Source organism: Pedobacter montanisoli, assembly GCF_022809115.1.
Taxonomy (GTDB): domain Bacteria; phylum Bacteroidota; class Bacteroidia; order Sphingobacteriales; family Sphingobacteriaceae; genus Pedobacter; species Pedobacter montanisoli.
The window spans coordinates 618,904-632,423 of sequence record NZ_JALGBH010000001.1; the positions used below are offsets into that span (position 1 = coordinate 618,904).

Annotated in this window: 12 protein-coding genes; 8 read left to right on the plus strand and 4 right to left on the minus strand. The window is 37.8% G+C overall.

All coding sequences use genetic code 11. The features are described 5' to 3' along the window. Position 1: 1 nt before the first annotated feature. A complete protein-coding gene (locus tag MMF97_RS02700) occupies positions 2-661 on the plus strand; it encodes a gluconate 2-dehydrogenase subunit 3 family protein (protein ID WP_243358918.1) in 660 nt (219 codons plus the stop codon). On the opposite strand, the gene trpC is transcribed toward MMF97_RS02700, so the two are convergent. The 4 genes from trpC to MMF97_RS02720 form a co-directional block, all read right to left on the minus strand. Then, the gene (trpC, locus tag MMF97_RS02705; RefSeq protein ID WP_243358919.1) at positions 658-1,455 is read right to left on the minus strand and encodes an indole-3-glycerol phosphate synthase TrpC; all 798 of its coding nucleotides are present in this window, start codon (positions 1,453-1,455) and stop codon (positions 658-660) included. The two genes, MMF97_RS02700 and trpC, sit on opposite strands and share 4 nt — an antisense overlap. Positions 1,456-1,508: 53 nt before the next feature. Beyond that, positions 1,509-2,111 (minus strand): anthranilate synthase component II, encoded by a 603-nt coding sequence (locus tag MMF97_RS02710; protein ID WP_243358920.1) that lies wholly within the window; start codon positions 2,109-2,111, stop codon positions 1,509-1,511. Positions 2,112-2,121: 10 nt separating this feature from the next. Further along, on the minus strand, positions 2,122-3,525 hold the full coding sequence (locus tag MMF97_RS02715; RefSeq protein ID WP_243358921.1) for an anthranilate synthase component I family protein: 1,404 nt from the start codon (positions 3,523-3,525) through the stop codon (positions 2,122-2,124). Between the two features lie 262 nt (positions 3,526-3,787). Next, the gene (locus tag MMF97_RS02720) at positions 3,788-4,237 is read right to left on the minus strand and encodes a cytochrome B (protein ID WP_262916087.1); all 450 of its coding nucleotides are present in this window, start codon (positions 4,235-4,237) and stop codon (positions 3,788-3,790) included. A gap of 171 nt (positions 4,238-4,408) precedes the next feature. Between MMF97_RS02720 and MMF97_RS02725 the strand changes: the two genes are divergently transcribed. The 7 genes from MMF97_RS02725 to MMF97_RS02755 all read left to right on the plus strand — a co-directional run bounded on the left by MMF97_RS02725 (position 4,409) and on the right by MMF97_RS02755 (position 13,516). Next, a complete protein-coding gene (locus MMF97_RS02725) occupies positions 4,409-5,680 on the plus strand; it encodes an MFS transporter (protein WP_243358923.1) in 1,272 nt (423 codons plus the stop codon). A 107-nt stretch (positions 5,681-5,787) separates the two neighbouring features. Next, entirely contained in the window at positions 5,788-8,829 is a 3,042-nt protein-coding gene (locus MMF97_RS02730) for an amidohydrolase family protein (protein ID WP_243358926.1), read from the plus strand. After that, on the plus strand, positions 8,822-10,126 hold the full coding sequence (locus MMF97_RS02735) for an amidohydrolase family protein (RefSeq protein ID WP_243358928.1): 1,305 nt from the start codon (positions 8,822-8,824) through the stop codon (positions 10,124-10,126). The genes MMF97_RS02730 and MMF97_RS02735 overlap by 8 nt, the downstream gene beginning before the upstream one ends. A gap of 652 nt (positions 10,127-10,778) precedes the next feature. Beyond that, positions 10,779-11,255, plus strand: a complete 477-nt coding sequence (locus MMF97_RS02740; RefSeq protein WP_243358929.1) for an Lrp/AsnC ligand binding domain-containing protein — start codon at positions 10,779-10,781, stop codon at positions 11,253-11,255. 94 nt (positions 11,256-11,349) lie between these two features. Beyond that, positions 11,350-11,745, plus strand: coding sequence for a response regulator (locus MMF97_RS02745; protein WP_243358931.1), 396 nt, complete (start codon positions 11,350-11,352; stop codon positions 11,743-11,745). Further along, positions 11,745-12,815 (plus strand): sugar transferase, encoded by a 1,071-nt coding sequence (locus MMF97_RS02750; RefSeq protein ID WP_243358932.1) that lies wholly within the window; start codon positions 11,745-11,747, stop codon positions 12,813-12,815. The genes MMF97_RS02745 and MMF97_RS02750 overlap by 1 nt, the downstream gene beginning before the upstream one ends. Before the next feature lie 20 nt (positions 12,816-12,835). Next, positions 12,836-13,516 carry a TolC family protein gene (locus tag MMF97_RS02755; RefSeq protein ID WP_243358934.1) on the plus strand — a complete coding sequence of 227 codons (681 nt, stop codon included), beginning with the start codon at positions 12,836-12,838 and terminating at the stop codon, positions 13,514-13,516. Positions 13,517-13,520 lie beyond the last annotated feature (4 nt).

The window sequence follows — 13,520 nt, forward strand, 5'->3', positions numbered from 1 at the left end:
CATGAACAGACGTGAATCACTAAAAATTTTAGGTATCGGGGCCATATCGGCAGGTGTAATTGCCGAAGGCTGCAAACCTTCAGATAAAAAAGATGCCAAAACCAACGATCCTGAGTTTACCTACGACAGGGCTAAAGAGGAATTGGAGCGCGAAAAGCAGCTTTTAGCACAAGATAAATTCTTTACCAAAGAGGAAATGGCTACCATTACCATTCTGGTTGATATCATTATTCCTAAAGACGAAGTAAGTGGCAGCGCTACAGATGCTAAGGTTCCTGATTTTATAGAATTTATTGTAAAAGATATGCCTTCGCATCAAGTGCCTATGCGTGGCGGCTTACGCTGGTTAGATATGCAGTGCTTAAGCAGATATGGTAAGGCTTTTAGGGAATGTGATGCCAAACAACAGATTGAGATGGTTGATTTGATTGCTTATCCTAATAAAGCAAAATTCGAAATGAGCCAGGGCGTGGCTTTTTTTAACCGTATGCGCAACTTAACCGCTTCTGGATTTTATACTTCAGAGATTGGCGTGGCCGATATAGGTTATGCAGGTAATACGCCAAACCAATGGAATGGCGTACCTGATGAGGTGCTTAAACAATACGGTTTATCTTATACCGAGAAAGAATTGAAAGAGTGTGTAAAATTCGACTCTTAATCTTGTAGCGCATTATAATGCGCTACAAATTCTTGCATTGCTTCTCCGGGATTTTCTGATTTCATAAAATTTTCTCCAATTAAAAAGCCCTGAAAACCTACTTCCTTTAATTCTTTAATGGTTTGAGGATTGCTAATGGCACTTTCTGAAATCTTTAGAAAATCATTTGGGATTTTATCTACCAGATCAAAAGATGTACGGATATCAACTGTAAAATTAGTAAGGTTACGATTATTAACCCCTACTGCATTTACATAAGGACAAAGGCTTCTTTCCAATTCTTCGACATTATGTACCTCAAGCAGTACATTTAAACCTAAGTTTTGCGCCAATGCTCCGTAAGCTGCAATTTGTTGAGGCGTTAAAATGGCTGCAATCAGTAAGATAATATCTGCCCCCCAGGATTTGGCTTCCAATATCTGGTATTCATCTACAATAAAATCCTTACGTAGAATAGGTATGTTATTTAGATTTCTTGCAGCTTTCAAGTCTTCCGCACTGCCACCAAAAAAATCACGATCCGTTAAAACTGATAAGGCAGAAGCGCCAGCCATATTGTACTGCTGCGTTACTTCTTCTACGCTAACATCGCCATTGATCAATCCTTTTGAAGGTGATTTTCGCTTAAATTCAGCTATAATGCCCGTTCTTTCTTCTGCTAATAGAAAATCTTTAAAATGATAAGGTGCTCTTCCAAAAACTGGATTGCTTTCCAAATCCTTTACACTTACCTGTTGTTTTGCTAAGGCAACTTCTTCTTTTTTTCGTAGAACGATTTTGTCAAGTATATTCATTTTTCGTTGTTTCGTCTTCCATCTTCGGTCTTCGGACTTCAGACTTTAAAACTTTAGGCTTTCAACCAATTCTCTATCATTTGCTTTCCTTGCGGCGTGAGTACACTTTCAGGGTGAAACTGCACTCCTCTCACATCATAATCTTTATGTTTCAGTGCCATGATCTGTCCATCTGCATCTACAGCGGTTACTTGCAGGCAGGTAGGAAATCCTTCGGCATCTACTACCCAACTGTGGTAACGGCCTACTTCAAGAGGTTCTTCACAAGCCCTGAAAATAAGCTCTTCTGCATCGGTAACTGTAATACGGGTGGCAACACCATGCATCGGGCGGCCTAAATTCAGCAATTTCCCTCCAAATGCTTCTGCTATGGCCTGCTGCCCTAAACAAACTCCTAAAATACTTTTATTAGGCGCATAAGTTCTGATCACATCCAGTAGCAAACCTGCTTCTTCTGGTATACCCGGCCCTGGCGATAAAAGAATTTTATGGTAAGCATTTACATCTTCTATATTGAATTTATCATTTCTCCATACTTCGGCCTCAAATCCCAGCTCATTAATCAAGTGCACTAGGTTATACGTAAAGCTATCGTAATTGTCAATAACCAGTACTGTTCTCGTATTCAAAGAAGAATCTATATTGTTATTTTTCATCTGTTTATTCCTAAATGTGCGCGGCCATTTCAATTGCTTTGCGCAGTGCTGCAATTTTGTTGTTCACTTCGTTCAGCTCAGACTCTTCATTAGAATCGGCCACAATACCTGCCCCTGCTCTGTAATACAGCGTATTATTCTTACTCATAAAAGTTCTAATCATAATAGCATGATTAAAATCATTGTTAAATCCCATATAACCAATAGCTCCTGCATAAAAATTACGTCCTAAACCCTCATATTGATCCAGCAACTGCATAGCTTTATATTTTGGTGCTCCACTCAGAGTACCTGCAGGATAAGTATCAGCCACTACATCAAACGCTGTGGTATTCAAGTGCAGGTCGCCACTTACCTTAGAAACCAGGTGTATAAGATGCGAGTAATACTGCACTTCTTTAAAAGATTTCACTTCCACATTTTTACAATGACGGCTCAGGTCATTTCTCGCCAGATCCACCAGCATCACATGTTCTGCACTTTCTTTAGGATCTTCTTCCAGTTTTTTTGCCAGCGCTGCATCTTCAGCAGCATTTCCTGTTCTTCTAAACGTTCCGGCAATAGGATAAATACTGGCTACGTCTTGCTTAATGGTAATTTGTGCTTCGGGCGATGACCCAAACAGTTTAAAACTGCCATAATCGAAATAAAATAGGTAAGGCGAAGGATTTATGGAACGCAATGCCCTGTACACATTAAATTCATCCCCTAAAAAGCCTTGGCTAAATGCTCTTGAAGGAACAATCTGAAACACATCTCCACGATAAATATGCTTTTTCATCTGTATAACCATTTCTTTAAAATCATGATCACTTAGATTAGATTGTTCTTCTCCTTTGGTCTTAAAATGATATTCTGGGAAGTTCTTATTCTGAATAAGGTATTCTAATTTTGAAATATCATCATCTTCATCGCCATCAAAGACATTTTTAAAAAGTGTAATCTCATTCTTAAAATGGTCTATGGCAATAATATAGCGATAAACGTGATATTGTAAAGTAGGGATCTGATCTGCTTTTGGTGTAACCGCACTAAATTCAATATCCTCAAAATACTGAACCGTATTCCAGGTAAAATACCCAAATAAGCCACTTGAAATATGCTTGCCCTGAACCCGATTGCTCATTTCAAAGCTGTTTTTAAATTTGGCCAGTTCGACAGTAAGATCAAACGTGGTTTTCGATTGCTTTTCGCCCCCTGGCAAAGTGGTAGTTAAAGTACCATTATCCAGTATAATGCCGGCAACAGGTTGTGCACAGATATAGCTGGTAGAGTTTTCACGACTATGATAATCTGAACTTTCCAGTAAAATGGTATTCGGATAGGCATCTCTAAGTCTTAAGTAAATGCTTACAGGCGTTACCGTATCTGCTAGTCCTTTCTTTTGATAAGTATGTATCTTTATTTTCTTCATGGTATGCTTTTCTGCATTAAACATTTAAAAATCTTATAAAATAAAAAACCCGACGCGTGGTTTCGTCGGGTTTAAATGTGATTTAAGTTTAGGTTGAGGTTGATAAACTATAAGGTACACGAGGCTATGACGAAACTCTTGTTTGAATTACGACGCCACTGCCAAGTATGTTTATTGTTAATCATTGTAAAGCAAAAATATACAAAATGTTAAATAATCAAAATTTTTTGCATTTTTTTATCAAGACCTCATACTGAGATTTTTACGATATCCCAAAGAATGTTCTTGAAGGATCTGCTTTAACCATCATGAAGATAGCTCCTAAAATCAACAACAATGCTATACCAAAAAATACAGCTATTGTACGGTGTTTTGCCACAGCATCTGCCACTTTTTTAGATTTTGCATTACCTACGGTGATCAGGATAATAGCCAATACCATCATACTGATGTGCTCCATTTTCCAGTAACGACCCATAGCAACAGAGCTATCCATTTTATACCAGCCATTCAAAAAATAAACTCCAAGTCCTAAAAGCAATTGAATATGTGCACTGATCAGGGTAAACACATTAAGCTTTCTATTTCCTTCTGTATAAGATTTTTTGCCAAACCATCCGGCTAATGCCTGTAATACGGCTATGATCAATAACAACAGCACTACATATCTCCAGCCAGAGTGAGCGCTTTTTAAAATTCCGTTTATATCCATGTTAAATGAGTGTTTGTATGTCAAAAATAGTTATTATTCGTTATAAAAAGCATTATTATTAAAATACTTACTCAAACGGCAGAAACATCATCTTCTACCCGCATCAACTCTTTCAATTAATTAATAATCCAATCATATAAATTAACCCATACATCATTTATATTTGCTGTTATGCAATCAAAACCTGAAGTGTCTCTTACCAGCTATGAAAAACTGGTCATCTTTATCCTAGCTATCACGCAATTCACCGTTATCTTAGACTTTATGGTCATGTCTCCTTTAGGGGATCTTTTGATTAAAGCTATGGATATGAAAGCCTCTTCTTTTGGCATAGTGGTTTCGGCCTATGCCTTCAGTGCAGGCATATCAGGCTTACTCACTGCCGGCTTTGCCGATAAATATGACCGAAAAAAATTATTGTTATTCTTCTATTCAGGATTTATAATAGGAACTTTTTTCTGCGGAATAGCAAACAGTTTTTACACCTTGGTAGCGGCTCGTATTATAACAGGTTTATTTGGCGGAGTTATTGGTTCTATTTCAATGGCTATCATTACAGACCTGTTCACGCTCGAAAAACGAGGTCGTGTAATGGGCTTTGTACAAATGGGTTTTGGTGCCAGTCAGGTTTTAGGCATACCTATAGGTTTATATATTGCCAATAAATTAGGCTGGGAAGCCCCTTTCTTGTTTATTGCCATTTTTGCGATACTCATAGCCTTACTGATTGCTGTTCGTTTAAAACCTGTTGATGCTCACTTAGGCATGCAACAACAGAAAAATGCTTTGAAGCATTTAATGCAAACGATTAAGAACAGACCTTATCGTATTGGTTTCTTGGCCACAGCTGTTTTATCAGTAGGTGGTTTTATGATGATGCCTTACGGAACCGTTTTTGCCGTAAATAACTTAAAGATCAGCCATGAAAATTTACCTTTTCTGTTCATGGCTTCAGGCTTAAGCTCTCTGGTTATTATGCCTCTTGTGGGCAGGTTAAGCGATAAGGTTAACAAATACAAACTTTTCACCTTCGCCTCTTTATGGCTCATGCTTATTTGTGTGATTTATACCAATCTTTCTGAAACCCCTTTCATACTGGTTTTATTGGTAAACATCTGTATGATGATGGGGATCATGAGCAGAATGGTACCCTCTACCACATTGATCTCTGCAATTCCGGATATGCAAGACAGAGGAGCTTTCATGAGCATCAATGCATCATTACAACAAATAGCAGGAGGAATAGCCGCAGCAATTGCCGGTTTAATTGTTTATCAGGAAAATAAACTCAGCCCGCTTCAGCATTATGACATTGTGGGATATGTGGTAGTTGTTGTTTCGCTTATTTCTATCTTGCTCATGCTAAGGGTTGATAGAATGGTCAAAAAGAAAACGCAGGTTGTAGCTCCTGAACCCCAAATTGAAGAACCGCTAATGGCCTAACAAAGTCTCGTTGCTACCCCTCTTATTTTCTTTTGTAAAATGTAAGTTAAATTAACTTTATATGCCGTTTTATCAATAGCTTTAAAGAGTATTTAATTTATTAATTTATGAAGAAAACTATACTAACCTTAATGTTGGTATTTTCTGCATTTCTTTTATTTGCACAGCAAACCTTTCCTGTAAACGGCTCAGTCGATATTAGGAGTGGACAGTTTGCTTTTACCAACGCAAATATTGTTGTAAATGCCAACCAAACTATTAGCAATGGTGTTTTGCTAATCAAAAACCAGGTTATACAATCTGTAGGTGCAGGTACCGCTGTGCCCAAAGGCTATGTGGTTATCGATTTAAAGGGTAAATACATTTATCCTTCTTTAATTGATGCCTTTACCAGCTACGGATTACCTGAAGCACAAAGAAACGCCCAAGGCGGCTTTGGCGGAGGTGCTCGTCGTTCTATTTTCACATCAACCAAAAAAGGTGCTTACAACTGGAATGAAGCCATTAGGCCTGAAACAGAAGTTAAAGCTATTTTTAGCGCCGATCAGAAAAAAGCTGATGAACTGCGAAAAGTAGGTTTTGGAAGCGTGAACGTAATCAATCGTGATGGTATTGCCCGTGGTACATCTGCAGCAGTAACACTAAACGAAGAGAGCGATAACAAAGTAATGTTAAAAGATCAAACCGCAGCCAACTACTCTTTCAACAAAGGTACTTCAGCTAACGATTATCCTACTTCTTTAATGGGATCTATTGCCTTATTGCGCCAAACTTACTATGATGCAACATGGTATAAAAACCAAAAAGAAGAGTACAATATTTCTTTAGAAGAGTTTAACAAGCAGCAAAATCTACCTCAAATTTTTGAGGCTGATGGCTGGGCTAATCTCCTACGTGCAGATAAAATTGCCAAAGAGTTTAACAAGCAATTTATCGTTAAATCATCTGGTGATGAATATCAGCGCATTGATGCCGTTAAAGCTACTGGAGCAAGCCTAATTATCCCAATCAATTTCCCTAAAGCGTTTGATGTTGAGGATCCGGCTGAAGCCAGAAACATCAGTCTTGCGCAAATGAAAAACTGGGAAATGGCACCAACAAACCCTAGTGTATTAGAAAAATCGGGTGTTAACTTTGCCATTACAGCTTTCGGCTTAGACAATACCCGCGATTTTTGGGCTAATATGCGTACTGCCATAGAGAATGGTTTATCAGAAAAACAAGCTTTAATGGCAATAACCGAAACACCAGCTAAACTTTTGGGGATCAGTGATAAAGTAGGTTCTTTAGAAAAAGGCAAATTGGCCAACTTCCTGATTACTTCTGATAACATCTTCAAAAACAACAATATCATTTACGAGAACTGGGTACAGGGCAAACGTTATGTTGTAAATAAAATGGATGTCACCGATTTGAGAGGTACCTACAATTTAAACGTAGATGGTATTGGCTCATTGGTATTAAAAATAACTGGTACCGCTGGCGGAAATGCAGCTTCTATTGAAAGAACAGGAGCTGATAGCGCAAAAGTTAACGCTACATTTACTCGTAGCGGCGACTGGGTTACTTTAAACTTTAACCTAAAGAAAAACCCTAAAGGAGATACCCGTTTAAGTGGTTATTTATCAGCTGCTAATCCGATTGTAATGAAAGGTGAAGCTGCTTTAAGCGATGGAACTGAAGGCAAATGGACGGCTACTTTTAAAGAAGCGGCAAAAGAAATGCCTAAACGTGACGAACTTAAAGCTACGCTTGCAGCAAACGGTCCTTTAGTATTTCCGTTCCTGGCTTTTGGTAACGAAGTTCAGCCTAAGGCAGAAACCGTACTGTTAAAAAATGCTACCGTATGGACCAATGAAAAAGATGGTATCCTTCAAAATGCCGATGTACTTTTAGAAAACGGCAAAATAAAAGCTGTTGGTAAAAATTTGGCGGCTGGTTCTGCAAAAGTAATTGATGCCACAGGCAAACACGTAACACCGGGCATTATAGACGAGCACTCGCATATTGCTGGTAGCGGAGGTATTAACGAAGGCGCACAATCGGTTTCTTCTGAAGTACGCATTGGCGATATCCTTAACTCTGAAGACATCAATATCTATCGCCAATTGGCAGGAGGTGTAACCACTTCACAAATTCTGCACGGTTCGGCAAATCCAATTGGTGGACAGTCGCAGCTTATTAAATTACGTTGGGGGAAACTGCCTGAAGAACTGAAATTTGCAGGTGCTGATGGTTTTATCAAATTTGCATTGGGCGAAAACGTAAAGCAAAGTAATTTTGGTACAGGACAACGTTTCCCAGTTACCCGTATGGGTGTTGAGCAAACATTCGTGGATGCCTTTACCCGCGCTAAAGATTACGAAGCGGCATTGAAAGTTAAAGGCAATAATGTACGCAGAGATCTAGAGCTTGATGCTTTGGTTGAAATCTTAAACAATAAAAGATTTATCACCTGTCACTCATATGTACAATCAGAAATTAACATGCTTATCCATGTTGCAGATAGCTTAGGCTTCAAGATCAATACTTTTACGCACATTTTAGAAGGTTACAAACTAGCCGACAAAATGAAAGCGCATAATATTGCAGGCTCTACTTTCTCAGACTGGTGGGCTTATAAATATGAAGTTGCAGAAGCCATTCCTTACAACGGAAAGATTATGCACAATGTAGGTATTACTACTGCCTTCAACTCTGATGATGCAGAGATGGCTCGTCGTTTAAACCAAGAAGCAGGAAAAGCAGTACTTTATGGTAACGTACCTGAAGAAGAAGCCTTCAAATTTGTGACCTTAAATCCAGCTAAAATGCTTCACATCGATGATAAAGTTGGCAGTTTAAAAGTTGGCAAAGATGCTGATGTTGTTATTTGGTCTGACAACCCACTGTCTATTTACGCCAAAGTAGAGAAAACTTTTGTTGATGGCATTCTATACTGGGATATGGAGAAAGATGCTCAAAAACTAAAACAACAACAGGCTGAAAGAGCCCGTTTAACTCAAAAAATGTTAGAAAGTAAAAATAAAGGAGGCAGAACGCAACGCCCAACCGGAATGGCCTCTACATTATATAACTGCGAAACTTTAAGTGATTATTCAGCAGGTTTCGAAGCTATTGGAACAGAAGGAGGACATGGCCATGAATAAATATATCTTAAGCGCATTTTTAGCTTTTGCCACAACCTTTGGTGCTTTTGCACAGGCAAATATATCTCCTGCAAAAGCCCAGTCAAAAAAGATCATCATCATGGGTGGTATTTTACACGTGGGCAATGGCCAAGTTTACAACAATGGATATGTAGTGTTTGAAAAGGGCAAAATTACCGCAGCTGGTGATGCCACAACTGTTAAATTCAGTACGGCAGATGGCGAGGTGATCAACGCAAACGGCAAGCATATTTATCCAGGATTTATTGCACCCACCAATAATTTAGGTCTGGTAGAATTCGAATCGATAAAAGCCACAATAGATTTTTCTGAAATCGGTGTTATGAACCCACATATCAGATCTATTGTTGCCTACAATACCGACTCAAAAGTACAGGCAACCTTACGTACCAATGGCGTGTTAATGTCGCAGATTACTCCGCAGGGAGGCACCATATCAGGCAGTTCATCTGTAGTACAGTTGGATGCTTGGAATTGGGAAGATGCGGTAATCAAAACAGACGATGCTATGCATTTAAGCTGGCCTACCATGCCTAGGTTCAGAGGTTTTGGCGGCAGAGGCGGATTTAATGCCGAAAGTTTTGCAGAGCGCACGCAGAATGCAATTGCCGAACTAAAAAGTTTCTTTGCTGAGGCAAAAGCTTATAACGAAGGTGCCAAACCAGCAGAAACCAATACCAGATTTGCTGCAATGGCCGGACTTTTTAAAGGCACTCAGAGACTATTCATCAATGCCAATACGCAAAAAGATATTGTAGCAGCAGTTAATTTTGCAAAAAGTTTCGGTATTACTCCTGTAATTACCGGAGGATCTGAAGCTTACCTGGTTACCGATTTCTTAAAGGAAAACAACGTAGGTGTAGTTGTAGATAAGCCACATTCTTTACCTAACAACACAGATGACGATGTGAACCAACCTTATAAAAACGTAGCCAATCTGGTTAACTCAGGAGTATTGGTTGCAATCAGCATTGATGGTTTCTGGCAACAGAGAAATCTACCTTTTATGGCTGGTACGGCATCTGCGTGGGGCTTAGATAAAGAAAAAGCATTACAAACCATTACCTTAAACACAGCAAAGATTTTAGGTATGGATAAATCAATAGGTAGCATAGAAAGTGGTAAAGATGCCACATTATTTATATCTGCCGGCGATGCTTTGGATATGAAATCAAACAAGGTTGAAAGAGCTTTTATACAAGGCAGGGATATTAACCTAGATAACTTGCACAAGCAACTTGACAAGAAATTTAGCGATAAATACGGAATCAAGTAATCCTTCAAATGAAGAAGGTATCTAAAAAGGTCGGTCGTCACCCTGAATTTATTTCAGGGTCTTTTTGTAGAGCTACTACAAAATGTTTCAGATTCTGAAACAAGTTCAGAATGACGAATCTCAAAACTTTTTAGACACCTTCTTTTTCTTTCATAAAAAAAGCGATCCTAAACATAGAACCGCCTCCTTAACTAACTTACTATTTATTTAAAAAGCTGTTGGGGAAGGAGTCGAACCTTCAAGAGGTAGTTAGCAAAGTATATCCAATTGTAGCCAAGATATACCCTTGTTTATCCTATAATCCCCACCACCGAGACAAGGAGGTGTGTCTGCCAATTTCACCACCCAACAGTATTTAATTTTAATCTGCAATGCTTATATTGCAATTATTAAAGCTGTAGGGGAAGGACTCGAACCTTCAAGGAGTAGTTAATCTGTTTCCAGAGTTTCCATATTCTCCGCCACCGAGACAAGGAGGTGTGTCTGCCTGTTTCACCACCCTACAATTAAAAACTAATTAAAGAACTTTTTTTGTTTTGCTTGTTACAAATATAGGTCAAAGCCTATTTATGTTACAAATTTTTCAATAAATTATTTTAATTTTTGCAAAATCAGCAATATTTAATTATTTTTATTGAAAACTCAATATTTTATGCTTAAAAAAGAAAGCCAAAATTTAGAAATTGATAATCTGGATATTCAAATCCTCACCCAACTGATGCACGATGCCACCAAACCTTATACAGAAATTGCAAAAGAATTGGTTATTTCTGGAGGTACAGTACATGTACGCATGAAGAAGTTGGCTGATATGGGCATCATAAGAGGCTCTCATTTAATCATAGATCCTAAAAAAGCAGGTTATGACATTACAGCCTTTCTGGGTATCTATCTCGAAAAGGGATCTCTGTACAAAGATGCGGTAGAACAACTGAGCAAGATTAAAGAGGTGGTAGAGCTACATTATACCACCGGTTCTTACAGCATGTTCGCCAAAATTACCTGTAGAGACACCGATCATTTACGCTATGTGCTTAATGAACAGATACAGGCCGTAAAAGGGATACAAAGAACCGAAACCCTCATTTCGCTAGAAGAAAGCATTAAAAGGCAAATAGAATTGTTATAACACAACTATTTTATATTTTTTTCAGATTTGTATATTTTTTTTGAGATTTTTAAAGATTATTGTAGAATATTAAGAAATTTTTTCCACAGCCAAAATGCACAACCTTAGTCCAGCGTTAGCTTTTAATAAAAAAACAATTTTATTGGTAGATGATGAGGTTACCGTTCTTAAGCTTCTGGAATTCATTTTAAAAAAAGATTATAACCTTGTTGTACACAATAATGGTTTAGAAGCAATCAGTTGGATGGACGAAGGTAATATGCCCGATCTGATTATTTCGGATCTGCTGATGCCCTACGTTGACGGTATTGACTTTGTAAGGGGGCTAAAATCAAGCGGATATTACAGAAATATACCTGTTATCTTGTTATCTGCAGCTTACTCAGCAGAGGATCTGGCAGCAAAACTAACTTATAAGTTTAATCTATTGATACCCAAACCATTTAATCCCTCAAAACTACAGGAACATATCAAGTCATTGTTAGACTAATGGAAAATCAAAACCCCTCTCTTAATTCCAATCAACCACGGTTTAATATTATTTACTTTGCCAATAAGTATGAAGACCAGATAAAAGATACTTTTAGTTTTCCGCACGGTTTACGAAAGGCCACTTCTTATAATGAAATTTTTGATATCGTTAGCCATCTATCTGTATTTGAACTCAATGTTTCCATTTTTTTAGAAGTTGAGCCTGCGCAGGTTCATGAAGCTTTTAACTTGGTTGATTCACTAAAGAAGAACTGGCTGAGCCGCAACATTGTAATCATATTCCTGCTTACTGAGCCTGATGCAGCCGTTACGCAAAAAGCATTTGACCTAAGGGTAAGCGATTGCTACACGCCTCCTTTTAATTTTACAGACGTGCAGCTGAGATTGGAATTTTTATCCGCTTATAAAATCTTAAATGAGCAACTCAAAAATCTTCCGGAACAACCCCTTCAGCAATATAAAGCGCCCTTCTTAAAAAGAGCTTTTGATATTGTATTTTCTACAACGGCACTTATTTTGCTAAGTCCAGTATTTTTAATCGTTGCACTTCTCATTAAATTAGATTCAAGAGGTCCGGTATTTTATACCAGTAAAAGAGTGGGCACCGGATATAAAATTTTCGATTTCTATAAATTCAGGTCTATGCGGCAAAATGCGGATAAAGAAGTTCAGAATTTGATGAACAAAAACCAATATGGCGAATCTGCGTTCTTCAAGCTTCAGAATGACCCACGTGTAACCAAATTAGGGAGTTTCTTAAGAAATACCAGTATTGATGAATTGCCCCAGTTATTTAATGTTATAAAAGGCGATATGTCTATAGTAGGTAACCGCCCGCTTCCTTTATACGAAGCAGAACAACTTACCACTAATGAATGGTCTATGCGTTTTTTAGGGCCAGCAGGTATTACAGGACTTTGGCAGATCATTAAAAGAGGCAAAAGTGACATGTCTGACCGCGAGAGAAAGAAACTTGATAATTTTTACAACAAAAAGTTCTCTATTTGGTTAGATTTGAAAATAATATTTATGACTATACCTGTGCTTTTTCAAAAAGAAAAGGTGTAACTTATAATCAAATTAGCTAAATGAAAAAATATACATACTTTGTGTTTCTGTTTGTCTTGCTCACTTCAAAAAGTGTTTTTGCTCAAGACGATATCATTAACCAGATTAACACGCCCTTGTTGCAAAAGTATGTTGACTTAGCTAAACAGAATTATCCTAAAAGGCAAATGTTCAAGTCTAGTGAGTTAAGTGCCAAAGCTAAGATAGGTGTTGCTTCTGCCACTTATCTGGAAGCTTTTAACGTTTCTTATTTTTACAGGCCTGATAATGCCACCATCATCAATAACTCCAATCCTTACTCTATCAATGGATTTCAATTTGGGGTTTACCTTAACTTGGGTATATTTTTACGAACTCCATCATTGGTTAAACAGGCAAAAGAAGAATATAAAGCGGCTACTTTTCAAACCAAAGAATATGATCTGATCTTAGAATCAGAAGTAAGGCAAAAATACTATGAATACTTACAGCTGTTTAATGACCTTAAAGTAAAAGCACAAGCCTACATAGATAATAAAGCTTCCAGCGACGGATTGAAATATAAATTTGAAAAAGGGGAAGTTTCGCTAGATGTATATAGCAAAGCCAAAGCTATTACTTCTTCTGCCCAATCAGAAAAATTATTAACAGAACTTAATCTCCTAAAAGCAAAAGATACTTTAGAAACATTAATTGGCCAAAAATTAGAAGATGTGAAATAAGCGA